Genomic DNA, 16,643 nt, shown 5'->3' with positions numbered 1-16,643 from the left:
ATCGCTGTCGCTGTGCAACAATGGTTTTCCATGGCCACCGCAAAAAAGCTGGCGTTTGATCGGCGTGGATGGTAAGTGGTTGTTAAAAAAGAGATTTACCTCCGTTGAGAGGTGAACCTGGTGAGAATGTGTCTATGAAAACAGGTCTGTACCATCCCGAAGAATTCAAGGACAACTGTGGTTTTGGCCTGATCGCCCATATGACGGGCGAACCGAGCCACCACCTTCTGCAAACCGCCATGCAGGCACTGACCTGCATGACCCACCGCGGCGGTATCAACGCCGACGGCAAGACCGGTGACGGTTGCGGTCTGCTCATGCAGAAGCCCGATCAATTCCTGCGTGCCGTGGCCCAGGAGCACTTCGCTGTCGAGCTGCCCAAGCAGTACGCAGTCGGCATGGTGTTCTTCAACCAGGACCCGGTCAAAGCCGAAGCCGCTCGCGCCAACATGGACCGCGAAATCCTCGCTGCTGGCCTGAAGCTGGTCGGCTGGCGCAAGGTGCCGATCGATACCAGCGTGCTCGGCCGCCTGGCCCTTGAGCGCCTGCCGCAGATCGAGCAGGTGTTCATCGGCGGTGAAGGCCTGAGCGACCAGGAATTCGCCATCAAGCTGTTCAGTGCCCGTCGCCGTTCGTCCGTGGCCAACGCCCACGACGCCGACCACTACATCTGCAGCTTCTCGCACAAGACCATCATCTACAAAGGCCTGATGATGCCGCGCGATCTCGCGGCCTTCTACCCAGACCTGGGTGACGAGCGCCTGCAAACCGCGATCTGCGTGTTCCACCAGCGCTTCTCCACCAACACCCTGCCGAAATGGCCGCTGGCGCAGCCGTTCCGCTTCCTCGCCCACAACGGCGAGATCAACACCATCACCGGCAACCGCAACTGGGCCATGGCTCGTCGCACCAAGTTCGCCAACGACCTGATCCCCGACCTCGACGAGCTCGGCCCGCTGGTCAACCGCGTCGGTTCCGACTCCTCGAGCATGGACAACATGCTGGAGCTGATGGTCACTGGCGGCATCGACCTGTTCCGTGGCGTGCGCATGCTGGTACCGCCAGCCTGGCAGAACGTCGAGACCATGGACGCCGACCTGCGTGCCTTCTACGAATACAACTCCATGCACATGGAGCCGTGGGATGGCCCGGCCGGTATCGTGATGACCGAAGGCCGCCATGCGGTGTGCCTGCTCGACCGTAACGGCCTGCGCCCGGCGCGCTGGGTGACCACCAAGAACGGCTACATCACCCTGGCGTCGGAAATCGGCGTATGGGACTACAAGCCCGAGGACGTCATCGCCAAGGGCCGCGTCGGCCCGGGTCAGATCTTCGCCGTGGACACCGAAACCGGCCAGATCCTCGACACCGACGCCATCGACAACCGTCTTAAGTCGCGCCACCCGTACAAGCGCTGGCTGCGTCAGCACGCCACGCGCATCCAGGCGACGCTGACCGATGACCAGGGCGTGGCCAGCTACGACGCTGACCAGCTCAAGCAGTACATGAAAATGTTCCAGGTCACCTTCGAAGAGCGTGACCAGGTGCTGCGCCCGCTCGGCGAGCAGGGCCAGGAAGCGGTCGGCTCGATGGGGGACGACACGCCAATGGCCGTGCTGTCGCAGCGCGTGCGTTCACCGTACGACTTCTTCCGCCAGCAGTTCGCCCAGGTGACCAACCCGCCGATCGACCCGCTGCGCGAAGCGATCGTCATGTCCCTGGAAATCTGCCTGGGTGCCGAGCGCAACATCTTCCAGGAATCCCCGGAGCACGCTTCGCGGGTAATCCTCAGCTCGCCGGTCATCTCGCCCGCCAAGTGGCGTTCGCTGATGAACCTGGAGCGCGAAGGCTTCGACCGCCAGCTGATCGACCTCAACTATGAAGAGAGCGTCGGCCTGGAAGCGGCCATCCGCAACATCGCCGACCAGGCTGAAGAAGCCGTGCGCGCTGGCAAGACCCAGCTGGTGCTGAGCGACCGCTACATTGCCCCGGGCAAGCTGCCGGTGCACGCCTCGCTGGCCGTCGGTGCGGTGCACCACCGCCTGACCGAACAGGGCCTGCGTTGCGACAGCAACATCCTGGTGGAAACCGCCACCGCCCGCGACCCGCACCACTTCGCCGTGCTGCTGGGCTTCGGTGCCTCGGCCGTTTACCCGTACCTGGCCTATGAAGTGCTGGCTGACCTGATCCGTACTGGCGAAGTGCTGGGCGACCTGGACGAAGTCTTCAAGTACTACCGCAAGGGCATCTCCAAGGGCCTGCTGAAGATCCTGTCGAAGATGGGTATCTCCACCATCGCCTCGTACCGTGGCGCGCAGCTGTTCGAAGCCATCGGCCTGGCCGAGGAAGTGGTGGGCCTGAGCTTCAAGGGCGTTTCCAGCCGCATCAAGGGTGCGCGTTTCGCAGACCTGGAAAGCGACCAGAAGCTGCTGGCAGCCGAAGCCTGGAGCGCGCGCAAGCCGATCCAGCAAGGCGGCCTGCTGAAGTTCGTCCACGGTGGCGAATACCACGCCTACAACCCGGACGTGGTCAACACCCTGCAGGCCGCCGTGCAGCAGGGCGACTACGCCAAGTTCAAGGAATACACCACGCTGGTCGACCAGCGCCCGGTGTCGATGATCCGCGACCTGCTGAAGGTGAAAGTGGCCGACCAGCCACTGCCGCTGGAGCAGATCGAGCCGCTGGAGGCGATCCTCAAGCGCTTCGACTCCGCCGGTATCTCGCTGGGTGCTCTGTCGCCAGAGGCCCACGAAGCGCTGGCCGAGGCGATGAACCGCCTGGGCGCGCGTTCCAACTCTGGCGAGGGCGGTGAAGACCCGTCGCGCTACGGCACCATCAAGAGCTCGAAGATCAAGCAGGTGGCCACCGGCCGCTTTGGCGTGACCCCGGAGTACCTGGTCAACGCCGAAGTGCTGCAGATCAAGGTTGCCCAGGGCGCCAAGCCCGGTGAAGGCGGCCAGCTGCCAGGCGGCAAGGTCAACGGCCTGATCGCCAAGCTGCGTTACGCGGTACCGGGCGTGACCCTGATCTCGCCGCCGCCGCACCACGACATCTACTCGATCGAAGACCTGGCCCAGCTGATCTACGACCTCAAGCAGGTCAACCCGCAGGCCCTGGTTTCGGTCAAGCTGGTGGCAGAAGCTGGCGTCGGCACCATCGCCGCCGGTGTGGCCAAGGCCTATGCCGACCTGATCACCATCTCCGGCTACGACGGTGGTACCGGTGCTTCGCCGCTGACCTCGATCAAGTACGCCGGCGCCCCATGGGAGCTGGGCCTGGCCGAAACCCACCAGACCCTGCGCGGCAACGACCTGCGCGGCAAGGTACGGGTACAGACCGACGGCGGCCTGAAGACCGGCCTGGACGTGATCAAGGCAGCCATCCTCGGCGCCGAAAGCTTCGGCTTCGGTACCGCGCCGATGATCGCCCTGGGCTGCAAGTACTTGCGCATCTGCCACCTGAACAACTGCGCCACCGGCGTGGCCACCCAGAACGACAAGCTGCGCAAGGACCACTACATCGGCACCGTCGACATGGTGATCAACTTCTTCACCTTCGTCGCCGAAGAAACCCGTGAGTGGCTGGCCAAGCTGGGCGTGCGTAGCCTCGGCGAGCTGATCGGCCGTACCGACCTGCTCGACGTGCTGCCAGGCGACACCGAGCGCCAGCAGTACCTGGACCTGTCGCCGCTGCTGGGCAGCTCGCACATCCCGGCTGACAAGCCGCAGTTCTGCGAAGTCGACAAGAACCCGCCGTTCGACCAGGGCGAGCTGGCCGAGAAGATGGTGGAAATGGCCATGCCGGCCATCCGCGACCAGGCCGGTGGCGAGTTCAGCCTCGACATCTGCAACTGCGACCGCTCCATCGGTGCGCGGGTGTCGGGCGAAATCGCCCGCCTGCATGGCAACCAGGGCATGGCCGCGGCGCCGATCACCTTCCGCTTCAAGGGTACTGCGGGCCAGAGCTTCGGCGTGTGGAACGCCGGTGGCCTGAACCTGCACCTGGAAGGCGACGCCAACGACTACGTCGGCAAGGGCATGACCGGTGGCAAGGTCACCATCGTGCCGCCAGCCGGTAGCCCGTTCGAAACCCAGCACAGCGCCATCGTGGGCAACACCTGCCTGTACGGCGCCACCGGCGGCAAGCTGTTCGCCGCTGGTACTGCTGGCGAGCGCTTCGCTGTACGTAACTCCGGCGCCCACGCTGTTGTCGAGGGCACTGGCGATCACTGCTGTGAATACATGACCGGCGGCTTTGTCTGCGTGCTGGGCAAGACCGGTTACAACTTCGGTTCTGGCATGACTGGCGGCTTCGCCTACGTGCTCGACATGGACAATACCTTCGTCGACAAGCTCAACCATGAGCTGGTGGAAATCCAGCGTATCAGTGGTGAAGCGATGGAGGCCTACCGCAGCCACCTGGCGCGGGTCCTTGCCGAGTACGTGGAAGAGACCGGCAGCGAGTGGGGGCGTGAGCTCTCGGAGAACCTGGACGATTACGTGCGGCGCTTCTGGCTGGTCAAGCCGAAGGCAGCCAACCTGAAGCAACTGCTGTCCAGTACCCGTGCCAACCCGCAGTAACAACAGCTGCAAGTGACGGCCCCGTGCGCGGGGCCTGTCGTGCTCAAGTGATCGTCTTGCAGCTTGCAGCCTGAGGCTGGCAACTGCGGTAAAGAGGTTTTGAAAAATGGCTGAACGTCTGAACAACGACTTCCAGTTCATCGAAGTGGGCCGCAAGGACCCGAAGAAAAAGCTGCTGCGCCAGCGCAAGAAGGAGTTCGTGGAAATCTACGAGCCGTTCAAGCCGCAGCAGTCCGTGGAGCAGGCGCACCGCTGCCTGGGCTGCGGTAACCCGTATTGCGAATGGAAGTGCCCGGTACACAACTTCATCCCCAACTGGTTGAAGCTGGTCTCCGAAGGCAACATCCTGGCCGCGGCGGAACTGTCGCACCAGACCAACACCCTGCCGGAAGTGTGCGGCCGCGTATGCCCGCAGGACCGCCTGTGCGAGGGTGCCTGCACCCTGAACGACGGCTTCGGTGCGGTGACCATCGGCTCGGTGGAGAAGTACATCACCGACACCGCCTTCGCCATGGGTTGGCGCCCGGACATGTCCAAGGTCAAGCCAACCGGCAAGCGCGTCGCCATCATCGGTGCCGGCCCGGCCGGCCTGGGCTGTGCCGACGTGCTGGTGCGTGCCGGCGTGACCCCGGTGGTGTTCGACCGCAACCCGGAAATCGGCGGCCTGCTGACCTTCGGTATTCCCGAGTTCAAGCTGGAAAAGACCGTGCTCAGCAACCGCCGTGAAGTGTTCACCGGCATGGGCATCGAGTTCCGCCTGAACACCGAGGTGGGCAAGGACGTGACCATGGAGCAACTGCTCGCCGAGTACGACGCGGTGTTCATGGGCATGGGTACCTACACCTACATGAAGGGCGGCTTCCCGGGCGAGGACCTGCCGGGCGTGCATGACGCGCTGGACTTCCTGATCGCCAACGTCAACCGCAACCTGGGCTTCGAGAAGTCGCCGGAAGACTTCGTCGACATGCAGGGCAAGAAGGTGGTGGTACTGGGCGGTGGTGACACCGCGATGGACTGCAACCGCACCTCGATCCGCCAGGGCGCCAAGTCGGTGACCTGCGCCTATCGCCGTGACGAGGCCAACATGCCGGGTTCGCGTCGTGAGGTGAAAAACGCCAAGGAAGAGGGCGTGAAGTTCCTTTACAACCGCCAGCCTATCGCCATTGTCGGCGAGGACAAGGTCGAAGGCGTGAAGGTGGTCGAGACTCGTCTCGGCGAGCCGGATGCCCGTGGCCGCCGCAGCCCGGAGCCGATCCCGGGGTCCGAAGAGATCCTGCCGGCCGATGCCGTGGTCATCGCCTTCGGCTTCCGCCCAAGCCCGGCGCCGTGGTTCGAGCAGCATGGCATCCAGCTGGATAGCCAGGGCCGCGTGGTGGCACCGGAGAAGGGCAAGTTCAAGCACCAGACCAGCAACCCGAAAGTGTTTGCCGGTGGCGACATGGTGCGTGGGTCGGATCTGGTGGTGACGGCTATCTTCGAAGGGCGTACTGCTGCTGAGGGTATCCTGGACTACCTGGAAGTCTGAGGTTGCCTGTACTGGCCTCATCGCCGGCAAGCCAGCTCCCACAAGGGCTGCGGCTCACCCTGTGGGAGCTGGCTTGCCGGCGATAGGGCCATCGGCACCCCCATCATTAGAATTTTGTATACAAAATCTATTGATCCAGGACATACCTATAGAGAAAAGGCACGGCAAACGGCCGTGCCTTTTCTTTGTGCGTCTGAGAAAATGCCCGCACTATTTTTCCGGATGCCGACATGACTGCCCTGAAGAACGATCGTTTCCTGCGTGCACTGCTCAAGCAACCCGTAGACGTCACCCCGGTGTGGATGATGCGCCAGGCCGGCCGCTACCTGCCGGAGTACCGCGCCAGCCGCGCCAAGGCCGGTGACTTCATGAGCCTGTGCATGAACCCGCAGTTCGCCTGCGAGGTCACCCTGCAGCCGCTGGACCGCTACCCGCTGGACGCGGCGATCCTGTTCTCGGACATCCTCACCATCCCCGATGCCATGGGCCTGGGCCTGTACTTCGAAAGCGGCGAAGGCCCGCGTTTCAAGAAGGTCATCAGCACCCCGGCCGACATCGAAGCGCTGCCGATCCCCGACCCGCAGAAAGACCTTGGCTACGTGATGGACGCGGTCAGCACCATCCGCCGCGAGCTCAACGGCCGCGTGCCGCTGATCGGGTTCTCCGGCAGCCCGTGGACCCTGGCCACCTACATGGTCGAAGGCGGCTCGTCGAAGGACTTCCGCAAGACCAAGGCCATGGCCTACGACAACCCGCAGGCACTGCACCTGCTGCTGGACAAGCTGGCCCAGTCGGTCACCAGCTACCTCAACGGCCAGATCCTCGCTGGTGCCCAGGCCGTGCAGATTTTCGACACCTGGGGCGGCAACCTGTCGGCGGCGGCTTACCAGGAGTTCTCCCTGGCCTACATGCGCAAGATCGTCAGCGGGCTGATCCGCGAGCACGAGGGGCGCAAGGTGCCGGTGATCCTGTTCACCAAGAACGGCGGCCTGTGGCTGGAAAGCATCGCTGAAGCCGGCGCCGACGCGCTGGGCCTGGACTGGACCTGCGAGATCGGCGATGCCCGCCGCCGCGTGGGTGACAAGGTTGCGCTGCAGGGCAACATGGACCCGACCGTGCTGTACGCCAAGCCCGAAGCTATCCGCAAGGAAGTGGCGCGCATCCTGGCCAGCTATGGCCACGGCACAGGCCACGTGTTCAACCTGGGCCATGGCATCACACCGGAAGTCGACCCGGAGCACGCTGGCGTGTTCATCAACGCCGTACATGAGCTGTCGGCGCAATACCATCAGTGAATTGATCTCTGAACACGAAAGCCCGGCCATGTGCCGGGCTTTTTGTTGCATTAAGTTTTAATTCAGCGATCGTCGTTAATCTGGTCCCATCGAAACCGAAACAGGACCTGTTCCTCATGAAAGCACGTTATCTTGCGTTGATCCTCGCCCCCTTGTTCAGCACTGCCGCCCTGGCTGCCGGTTACACCGGCCCCGGCGCCCAGTCGGTCACCACCGTAGCTGCGGCCAACGATGCTGCCGACGACACCCCAGTGGTGCTGCAGGGCTTCGTGACCAAGAAGATCAACAACGACGACAAGTACGAGTTCAAGGACAACACCGGCACCATCACCGTGGAAATCGATGATGAAGACCTGCCGCCGACGCCGTTCAACGACAAGACCAAGGTCAAGCTGACCGGTGAGGTGGAGAAGCACCTGATGAGCCGGGAGGTGGATGTGGATATGGTCGAGATCATCAACTGATCCAACGGCAAGTTCGCGGGCACGCCCGCGAATGTTTCACACCGATTTCGGTGGTAACCTGCTCAGGTGCAGCGCCACCAGCAACGCCACCGCCAGCAGGCTGCCAATGAACAGCCCGATGCCATTCCAGCCCCACTGGTGCCAGAACACCCCGCCCGCCGTACCGGCCACGCTCGACCCGGCGTAATAGCTGAACAGGTACAGCGACGACGCCTGTCCCTTGGCCTTCAATGCCCTGCGGCCGATCCAGCTGCTGGCCACCGAGTGCGCGCCAAAAAAGCCGAAGGTGAACACCAGCATACCGACGATCACCATCGCCAGCGGGCTGGCCAGGGTCATCAGCAAGCCGCCTGCCATCACCACGATACTGGCCCAGAACACCTTGCGCCGGCCCAGTTTGTCAGCCAGTGCGCCGACCTGCGCCGAGCTGTAGATGCCAGACAGGTACACCACTGACAGCAAGCCGACCAGCGCCTGGTTCATGTGATAGGGCTCGGCCAGCAGGCGGTAGCCGATGTAGTTGAACAGGGTGACGAAGGCGCCCATCAGCAGGAAGGCTTCGAGAAACAGCCAGGGCAGGCCGGCATCCTTGAAGTGCATGACGAAGCCATCCAGCAGGCTGCGTGGGTTCATCGCCTGCGAGCGGAAATTGCGCGACTCGGGCAGCACCTTCCAAAACACCAGCGCCGCCACCAAGGCCAGGCCGCCGATGGTCAGCATCGCCGTGTGCCAGCTGACGAAGTCGATCAGCACGCCGGTGATCAGGCGCCCGCTCATGCCGCCAATGGCGTTGCCGCCGATGTACAGGCCCATGGCCAGGCCGATGTGCTGCGGGTGGATCTCTTCGCTCAGGTAGGTCATCGCCACCGCCGCCAGGCCGCTCAGCGACAGGCCGACCAGGGCGCGGGTGGCCAGTACCAGCTCCCAGCTCGGCATCACCGCGCTGGCCAGGGTGGAAAGGGCGGCGCAGACCAGGGCAAACACCATCACCGGCTTGCGCCCGATGCGGTCGGAGATAGGGCCGGTGATCAGCAGGCCGAACGCCAGCATGGCTGTGGAGACCGACAGCACCAGGCTGCTCTGCGCCGCATTGATGGCAAATTCCTTCGACAGCAACGGCATCATCGGCTGCACGCAGTACAGCAGGGCGAAGGTGGCGAAGCCGCCGCTGAATAGCGCCAGCACGGTCTTCATGAAGGCGGGGGTGCCTTTTTCGATCCACATTTCGTTCAGCGGGGCAGGTTCTGGCTCGGCGGGAAGGGGAGCTACAGCAGTTTTCACGGGCGGGTACCTCTGGCGCAATGAAAAAAAGCATATAGCTGGCTAATGATTAGATCCAATATATTGTTCGACCTATTTGAGACGTTGTACGACCTGTTTGGAGCTGATCATGGAACTGCGCCATCTGCGTTACTTCATCGCCGTGGCCGAAGAGCTGCATTTTGGCCGCGCCGCCCAGCAGCTGGGCATTTCGCAGCCACCCTTGAGTCAGCAGATCCAGGCGCTGGAGCAGGAGCTGGGGGCCCGGCTGTTCGAGCGTACCAATCGTCGGGTCGAGCTGAGCGAGGCGGGGCGGTTGTTCCTCGAGGAAGCCCGCCAGGTGCTGGCGCAGGTGGAAAAGGCCGCCGATGTCGCCCGGCGTGCGCAGTTGGGGGAGCTGGGGGAGATGAAGATCGGCTTTACCTCCTCGGCACCGTTCACCTCGAAGATCCCCAAGGCCATCCACGCGTTTCGCCAGCGCTTCCCGGCGGTGCACCTGAACCTCAAGGAAATGAGCAGTCGCGACGTGGCAGAAGGGGTGTTCGACGAGTCCATCGAGGTCGGGCTGATGCGGCCAATGCCGCTGCCGGAAGGGCTGGTGGCCACCGAGTTGTTTCGCGAGCCGCTGGTGGCAGTGATCAATGCCTCGCATCCATTGGCCGAGGGCACGGAGCATGGCGTGCACATGACCGCCCTGGCCAATGAGCCGTTCGTGTTCTTCCCGCGCAGCTATGGCAGCGGGTTGCACGCACAGTTGCTGAGCCTGGCGCGCCAGGCGGGTTTCAGCCCGCATTTTGCCCAGGAGGCGGGGGAGGCGATGACCATCATCGGGCTGGTATCGGCAGGGCTTGGGGTGTCGGTGCTGCCGGCGTCGTTCCAGCGTATGCGCATCGAGGGGGTGGTCTATCGCACGCTGCTGGATGAAGGGGCGATGTCGGCGGTGTGGCTGGTGCAGCGCGAGCATGGTGGGTCGGCGATGGCACGGGCATTTGCCGAGTTGCTCACAGGGCAGGTGGCTGGCGGGGGCAGTGTAGTTGCCTGATCGGGCCCCATCGCCGGCAAGCCAGCTCCCACAGGGGACGCGCTTGGCTTGCCGGCGATAGGGCCAGGACAGGCAGCACAAGGCTGTTGTTCCGGGCAAATGGCACTGGTCATTGCCGCAGCGGCGCCACATACTCGGGCATTCGTTGATACACGGAGGTCAATCATGCGGCGCGTGGTGTTCAATCAGAAAGGTGGTGTGGGCAAGTCGAGCATCGCTTGCAACCTGGCGGCGGTGAGCGCCAGCGAAGGTTATCGGACCCTGCTGATCGACCTGGATGCCCAGGCCAACTCGACCCAGTACCTGACTGGCCTGACCGGCGACGATATCCCCATGGGCATCGCCGACTTCTTCAAGCAAAGCCTGTCCAGCGGGCCGTTCAGCAAGAAGAACCAGGTCGATATCTACGAAACCCCGTTCGACAATCTGCACGTGGTCACCGCCACGGCCGAACTGGCCGATCTGCAGCCGAAGCTTGAGGCGAAGCACAAGATCAACAAGCTGCGTAAGTTGCTCGACGAACTGGACGAGGACTACGAGCGTATTTACATCGATACCCCGCCAGCGCTGAACTTCTATGCGGTTTCCGCATTGATCGCCGCCGATCGCGTGCTGATCCCTTTCGACTGCGACAGCTTCTCGCGCCAGGCCCTGTATGGCCTGCTGGCCGAGATCGAAGAACTCAAGGAAGACCACAACGAAGACCTGGTGGTCGAAGGCATTGTGGTCAACCAGTTCCAGTCCCGCGCCAGCCTGCCACAGCAGATGCTCGACGAGCTGCTGGCCGAAGGGCTCCCGGTGCTACCGGTGTACCTGGGCAGCTCGGTGAAGATGCGTGAGTCGCACCATGCCAGCCTTCCGCTGATTCACCTGGAGCCCAGGCACAAGCTGACCCAGCAGTTTGTCGAGTTGCATTCGCTGCTCGAAGAGAACGCTTAGACTCCCTGGCTACGCAACCACTCCAGCAACGACTGGAGTGGAAACGCCCCGGCCTGACGGCTGACTTCACGGCCATTCTTGAACAGCAGCAGGCTGGGGATCGAGCGGATGCCCAGTTGCCCGGCCAGGTTGCGGTTGGCTTCGCTGTCGAGCTTGGCCAGGCGGCAGCGGCCGGCCAGTTGGCGGGCGGCCTGTTCGAAGGTGGGGGCGAAGGATTTGCACGGACCGCACCAATCCGCCCAGATGTCGACCAGCAGTGGCAGGTCGCCTTTGATCTGGCTGGCGTAGCTGGCTTCGGTGAGTTCGAAGGGGGTGCTCAGCAGCACGTCCTGCTTGCAGCGGCCGCATTTCGGCGCGTCGCCCAGGCGCTCGGCGGGCAGGCGGTTGAGGCCGTTGCAGTGGGGGCAGGGGATTACCAGTGGGTCGGACATGTCGTTTCCTTGAGGTTTTTGGGGCTGCTTTGCAGCCCATCGCGACATAAGGCCGCTCCTACAGGAGTCCGCGTACCCTTGTAGGAGCGGCCTTGTGTCGCGATGGGCCGCGCAGCGGCCCCTGGATTCATGATGAGCAGCTGATTTCCAGGTGCTTGCCCCATTCCGGCGGTCGCTCGGCATAGCCCTGCATCCCGGCCTGCTCCTCGAACGGGCGGCTCAGCACCTCATGCAGCCGTCGCACTTCACTGTAATCCCCCGCTTCGGCCGCTTCGATGGCTTTCTGTGCCAGGTAGTTGCGCAGCACGTACAGCGGGTTCACCGCATGCATGCGCTCACGCCGCCCTTCGGCATTATCCGCTTCGCGCTCGCAGCGGGCCAGGTAGTCCGCCCCCCAGGCATCGAAACCGGCCAGGTCGATGAAGTCGTCACGCACCACCTTCAGCGCCTCGGCCACGGGCTGATCGCCCAGCTTGCGGAAGAACAGGTTGTAGTCCACGCCACCGCTCTGCATGCGCTGCAGCAGGCGCTCGACCAACGCCATGTCGTCCTCTTGCGCGGTGGTCAGGCCCAGGCGCCGGCGCATCAGGTCCAGGTAGTGTGCCTGGTACAGCGGCAGGAACAGGCCCAGCGCCTCCTTGAGCGGTTCGACTTCGATCACCGTGGTCAGCGCCTGGGCCAGCGCACTGAGGTTCCAGTGGGCTATCGGTACCTGGTTGGCGTAGCTGTAGCGGCCACGGTCGTCGGAGTGGTTGCAGATGAAGTTGGCATCGAAGTCGTCGAGGAAGGCGTACGGGCCGAAGTCGAAGGTGATGCCGAGGATCGACATGTTGTCGGTGTTCATTACCCCGTGGCAGAAACCATAGGCCTGCCAACGGGCGATCAGCTCGGCATTGCGCTCGACGATGGTGCGGAACATGGCCAGGTACGGCTGCTCGGCATCGCGGCATTCGGGGTAGTGCTGCTCCAGCACGTGGTCGATGAGCACGCGCTGCTGTTCTGGCTGCCTGGTGTAGTAGAAGTATTCGAAATGCCCGAAACGCACATGGCTCTGCGCCAGGCGGGTGAGCATGGCCGCGCTTTCGCGGGTTTCGCGCCACACCGGGGTGCTCGAGCCGATCACGCACAGTGCCCGGCTGCTGGGAATGCCCAGGGCGTGCAAGGCCTCGGAGGCGAGGAACTCGCGGATCGAGGAACGCAGCACGGCGCGGCCGTCGCCCATGCGCGAGTAGGGCGTCTGTCCGGCACCCTTGAGGTGCAGGTCCCAGTGCTCGCCCTGGTCATTCAGCACTTCGGCCAGCAGCAGGCCGCGGCCATCACCCAGGCGTGGGTTGTAGGAGCCGAACTGATGGCCGGAATAGACCATCGCCCGCGGGTCGGCCTCTTCCCATAGCTTGTGGCCGCTGAACAGCTCGGCGAAAACCGGCAGGTCTGCCTGGGCTGGGTCGAGGTCGAGCAGCGCCATGGCCGACTCGCTCGCTACCACCAGGCGTGGGTCTGCGATGGGTTCGGGCAGGACCTGGGTGGAGAACGCGTCGCCCAGGCGGGCGAAGCGATTGTCGAAGGTGAGTTGGTCGAGGGCTTTCACGGGGCCGGCTCCAGAAATTGATGGACTGGGGCCGCTTTGCGGCCCTTCGCGGGCAAGCCCGCTCCCACAGGTATTGCGCAGTGCCTGAGAGCGGCGCGGCCCTTGTGGGAGCGGGCGCGCCCGCGAACGAGGGCGAAGCCCTCGCAGGGATTCTGCACAGAATAAAGTATTAGAGCCCACTCAGGCCGAAGCAGTGCCATCCGGTTTCGGCTGCTCCACCGGAATCAGCTGCTGTTTGCCGCCCTTCGGATCCATCAGAAACACCTCGACCTGTCGCACCGAGATCTTGATGTTGTGGGCCTTGAACTCGCGGTTGATGTAGCGGTTGATCTCGTCCAGCGTCGGGTTGCGGTCGCCCAGGTCGCGTACGTGCATGCGCAGCTCGTGGTCCAGCGAGCTCTCACCGAAGTTGAGGAAGTACACGATCGGCTCCGGGTCCTTGAGCACGCGCGGGTTTTCGTGGGCCCCCTTGAGCAGCAGGTCGCGGACCAGGTCCAGGTCGGAGCCATAGTCGATGCCCAGCTTCAGCGTTACCCGGGTGACCGTGTCGGTCAGCGACCAGTTGATCAGCTGACCGGTGATGAAGGTCTTGTTGGGGACGATGATGTCCTTGCGGTCGAAGTCGGTGATGGTGGTGGCGCGGATGCGGATCTTGCTCACCGTGCCCGACAGGTTGCCGATGGTAATGGTGTCGCCAATCCGCACCGGGCGCTCGAACAGGATCATGATGCCGGAAATGAAGTTGGCGAAGATTTCCTGCATGCCGAAGCCCAGGCCCACCGACAGCGCGGCCACCAGCCATTGCAGCTTGTCCCAGCTGACCCCGAGGGTCGACAGGGTGCTGACGATACCGACGCCGACGATGACATAGGACAGCAAGGTAGTAGTGGCATACGCACTGCCCTGGGCCAGGTTGAGCCGCGACAGCACCAGTACTTCGAGCAGGCCGGGCAAGTTCCGTCCTAGCGCGAAGGTGATGCCGATGATGACCAGCGCACCGAGGAAGTCGCCCAGGCTGATCGGCACCATGCTGGCGGTGGCACCGGTGCCGCTGGAGTACTCGTACAGGGTGAAATTGTTGAGGTAGGCGAACACCGAAATCAGGTCCGACCACACCCAGTACAGGCCGGCGATGAAGCCGCCGAGCAGGGCCAGGCGGATCAGGCGCAGCGACTGCTGGTTGACCTGTTCGATGTCCAGCGTTGGTTCTTCGGTGATGACTTCGCCATCCAGCCCTTCCTTGGCCGCCGCCCGCTTGCTCAGCGCGCGCTGGTAGGCCAGGCGCCGTGCCGCCACCGACAGGCCACGCACGAACGCGGCTTCGATCACCAGCCAGAACAGCAGCAGGTACAGGGTGTAGATCAGCCGGTCGGTAAGTTTCAGTGCGGTGTAGTAGTAGCCGAAGCACACGGCCACGAACAGGGCGATGGGCAGGGCGGTGAAGGCCACGCCCACGGCCTTGCGGAACAGCGAGGTGTCGCGGTGCGCCGGGCTGCTGAGCAGCAGGCGGCTGAGCAGCCAGGCCATCAGTGCGTAGCAGGTCAGCACCACGCCGATACCCAGCACATCATCGGCCAGCGCCGAAGGCTGATGTTCGGCCACTGCCACCACGCCGACCAGTGCCAGTACCACGGTGCCCAGGCGGCGCACCCAGCCGCGCAGGAACTCGACCTGCGGCTTGTGCCAGCGGAAGTGGATTTCCGCCACGCCGCCCGGGGCTAGGATGCGGTAGGCGGTGTAGAACACCAGCCAGGCCTGGGCCAGTTGCCAGAGGGCGGCGCCGAGGTTGGCATTCTGCCCGCGGGCGTCGATCTGCAGGGCGTAGCTGCACAGGGCCAGGCCCAGGCTGACCGGCATCGCCAGCAGGATGTTGATGAGGATCGCCTGTGGCGTGTGCCACTGGCTGTCACGGCGGAAGTGGCCGATGTCCTGGTGCACCTTGCCCAGCCGTTGGTACAGGTACTTGCGCCGCCACAGCAGGGCGCCGATCACCAGCAGCAAGGGCAGGAACAGCAGCGGGCGCTGGCCCAGCCCATCGGCCAATTCCTTGAGGCCCGAACCCCAGGGCAGGCTGGCTACCTGGTCGGCGAAGCGTGCCGGCACCAGGCTCAGCCATTCCCAGTCCAGTGGCTTGTTGCTGGGAATCCAGAACATCTGCTCTTCGAGCGTGGTGCGCAAGCCCTGGGCGGTGCCGAGCAGCTGCTTCTGGTTGAGCTGCAGGGTGATCGATTCGTTGAGCAGTGCCGACAGCTCCCGGCTGAGGCGTTCGAGCAGGTCGACGCGGGTAATCATCACCTCCAGCAGCGCCTTGCGCAGCTGAGGGGTAACCTGCTCCTGCGGTTGGCCGAGCAGCAGGTTGTCGACGTACGCGGCGGGGCTGCTCATCTGCTCGCGTTGCTGGTTCACTTCGAACTGGTAAAGACGGATATCGGCGATCTGGTCAGCCAGGTCGCGGTCGACTTTCAGGTGCGGCAGGGCCTGCTTCTGCTTGTAGAGGATCTTGGACAGCAGCAGGCTGCCCTTGAGCACGCTGATCTGTTCGTCCAAGGCCTGGTCGGCCTGGGTCAGGCTGTCCAGCTGCTGCTTGCTGCGCAGGTTCTGCTGGGTCAGCTCGTTGAGGCGGTCGGTGCTCTTGAGCAGGTAGTCGGACAGTTTCAGGTTGGCAGCGCTTTCGTTGGCCAGCAGGGTGCTGCCGCCGGCTTTCTGCGCTTCGATCGATTGCTGGGTGACCGCCTGCTGCGACTGGGCCAGGCGCTTTTCGTTGATCAGCGATTGCAGGTCCTGGATTTCCTGCTCCATTCGTGTGGCGCGCTCGATCAGCAGGTCGTGACGGGCATTGCCCAGGTCCTGCAGCAGGCCGTTGCCAGCCAGTTCCTGGCGGCGCAACGAGGTCAGGGCATTTAGCGACGCCAGCTCGGCATTGAGCTTGTTGCGTTGGTCGCTGTTGAGTGGCTTGCCGTTCTCCTTGCCGCTCTTGAGGCTGAGGTTGATCTGCTGGGTACGTGTCTGGTTGTTGCTGATTTCTGCCTGAGCCCGCTCTGGGCGGGTCTGCGAGTTGATGATCAGGCTGTTGGCATCCGACAGTGCCTTTTGCAGTTCGCCTTGTTGCGTACTGCGCTCGCTGAGCATCTGCTCCAGCTGTGGCACGTTCAGGGTGGCGTAGCGTTGGGCCACCGGCAGTGGCTTGCTGGCCTTGAGCTTGATCAGCTCGCGCTGGCTGTCGGCGGTTTCCTTGGGCGCGCCAGCCAATTGCTGCTTGAGTGCCTCAAGCTTCTTTTCGCTGTCTTCCTTGCTGAGCAGCAGTGCCAGGGTCTGTTCCAGCACCTGTTGCTGGGCCTTCTGCTCCGGTGTCTGTTGCGCAGCCTTGGGGTCGGCCTCGGCACCCTTGGGCTGGGAAATCTTGTTCAGGCTGCTCTGGATGCTGGTCGTGGTGGGAAGCTCGGCCGCACCAGCGGCGAACGAGAGAGACAGGCACAGCCCGAGCAGGGCTGTGCGGAGGTACACGCGCAGGGACATAGG

General features: G+C 63.6%; 10 protein-coding genes. 6 read left to right on the top strand and 4 right to left on the bottom strand.

What is annotated here, in order from left to right; translation table 11 throughout:
• The first annotated feature begins 134 nt into the window (after positions 1–134).
• From gltB to ABNP31_RS24490, 4 genes are all read left to right on the top strand, one after another.
• The gene (gltB, locus tag ABNP31_RS24505) at positions 135–4,580 is read left to right on the top strand and encodes a glutamate synthase large subunit (protein WP_025340954.1); all 4,446 of its coding nucleotides are present in this window, start codon (positions 135–137) and stop codon (positions 4,578–4,580) included.
• 106 nt (positions 4,581–4,686) lie between these two features.
• Positions 4,687–6,105 carry an FAD-dependent oxidoreductase gene (locus tag ABNP31_RS24500; RefSeq protein WP_013974599.1) on the top strand — a complete coding sequence of 473 codons (1,419 nt, stop codon included), beginning with the start codon at positions 4,687–4,689 and terminating at the stop codon, positions 6,103–6,105.
• Between the two features lie 230 nt (positions 6,106–6,335).
• Entirely contained in the window at positions 6,336–7,400 is a 1,065-nt protein-coding gene (gene hemE / locus ABNP31_RS24495; RefSeq protein WP_025340953.1) for a uroporphyrinogen decarboxylase, read from the top strand.
• A 116-nt stretch (positions 7,401–7,516) separates the two neighbouring features.
• Positions 7,517–7,864, top strand: coding sequence for a NirD/YgiW/YdeI family stress tolerance protein (locus ABNP31_RS24490; protein ID WP_039612521.1), 348 nt, complete (start codon positions 7,517–7,519; stop codon positions 7,862–7,864).
• Positions 7,865–7,900: 36 nt separating this feature from the next.
• On the opposite strand, the gene ABNP31_RS24485 is transcribed toward ABNP31_RS24490, so the two are convergent.
• On the bottom strand, positions 7,901–9,088 hold the full coding sequence (locus ABNP31_RS24485; RefSeq protein WP_350013432.1) for an MFS transporter: 1,188 nt from the start codon (positions 9,086–9,088) through the stop codon (positions 7,901–7,903).
• Between the two features lie 166 nt (positions 9,089–9,254).
• Here ABNP31_RS24485 and ABNP31_RS24480 point away from each other — a divergent pair, with 166 nt between their 5' ends.
• A complete protein-coding gene (locus ABNP31_RS24480; RefSeq protein ID WP_085663473.1) occupies positions 9,255–10,166 on the top strand; it encodes a LysR family transcriptional regulator in 912 nt (303 codons plus the stop codon).
• A gap of 165 nt (positions 10,167–10,331) precedes the next feature.
• The gene (locus ABNP31_RS24475; RefSeq protein WP_025340949.1) at positions 10,332–11,105 is read left to right on the top strand and encodes a ParA family protein; all 774 of its coding nucleotides are present in this window, start codon (positions 10,332–10,334) and stop codon (positions 11,103–11,105) included.
• On the opposite strand, the gene trxC is transcribed toward ABNP31_RS24475, so the two are convergent.
• The 3 genes from trxC to mscK form a co-directional block, all read right to left on the bottom strand.
• Entirely contained in the window at positions 11,102–11,536 is a 435-nt protein-coding gene (trxC, locus tag ABNP31_RS24470; RefSeq protein WP_025340948.1) for a thioredoxin TrxC, read from the bottom strand. The genes ABNP31_RS24475 and trxC overlap by 4 nt on opposite strands.
• 127 nt (positions 11,537–11,663) lie before the next feature.
• Positions 11,664–13,124 carry a protein adenylyltransferase SelO gene (selO, locus tag ABNP31_RS24465; RefSeq protein WP_350012844.1) on the bottom strand — a complete coding sequence of 487 codons (1,461 nt, stop codon included), beginning with the start codon at positions 13,122–13,124 and terminating at the stop codon, positions 11,664–11,666.
• Between the two features lie 180 nt (positions 13,125–13,304).
• Entirely contained in the window at positions 13,305–16,640 is a 3,336-nt protein-coding gene (gene mscK, locus ABNP31_RS24460) for a mechanosensitive channel MscK (protein WP_274119837.1), read from the bottom strand.
• Between the last annotated feature and the right edge of the window lie 3 nt (positions 16,641–16,643).

This window comes from Pseudomonas asiatica, assembly GCF_040214835.1.
Lineage (GTDB): Bacteria > Pseudomonadota > Gammaproteobacteria > Pseudomonadales > Pseudomonadaceae > Aquipseudomonas > Aquipseudomonas putida_Z.
The sequence above is the reverse complement of the archived record's forward strand: the minus strand, read 5'-3'. Positions and strand labels throughout refer to the sequence as shown.

Bases quoted from the DNA above. Each gene is read 5' to 3' on its own strand.
- mscK (WP_274119837.1), bottom strand. From the start codon at position 16,640: ATGTCCCTGCGCGTGTACCTCCGCACAGCCCTGCTCGGGCTGTGCCTG.
- ABNP31_RS24500 (WP_013974599.1), top strand. From the start codon at position 4,687: ATGGCTGAACGTCTGAACAACGACTTCCAGTTCATCGAAGTGGGCCGC.
- gltB (WP_025340954.1), top strand. From the start codon at position 135: ATGAAAACAGGTCTGTACCATCCCGAAGAATTCAAGGACAACTGTGGT.
- hemE (WP_025340953.1), top strand. From the start codon at position 6,336: ATGACTGCCCTGAAGAACGATCGTTTCCTGCGTGCACTGCTCAAGCAA.
- ABNP31_RS24480 (WP_085663473.1), top strand. From the start codon at position 9,255: ATGGAACTGCGCCATCTGCGTTACTTCATCGCCGTGGCCGAAGAGCTG.
- ABNP31_RS24475 (WP_025340949.1), top strand. From the start codon at position 10,332: ATGCGGCGCGTGGTGTTCAATCAGAAAGGTGGTGTGGGCAAGTCGAGC.
- trxC (WP_025340948.1), bottom strand. From the start codon at position 11,536: ATGTCCGACCCACTGGTAATCCCCTGCCCCCACTGCAACGGCCTCAAC.
- ABNP31_RS24490 (WP_039612521.1), top strand. From the start codon at position 7,517: ATGAAAGCACGTTATCTTGCGTTGATCCTCGCCCCCTTGTTCAGCACT.
- ABNP31_RS24485 (WP_350013432.1), bottom strand. From the start codon at position 9,088: ATGTGGATCGAAAAAGGCACCCCCGCCTTCATGAAGACCGTGCTGGCG.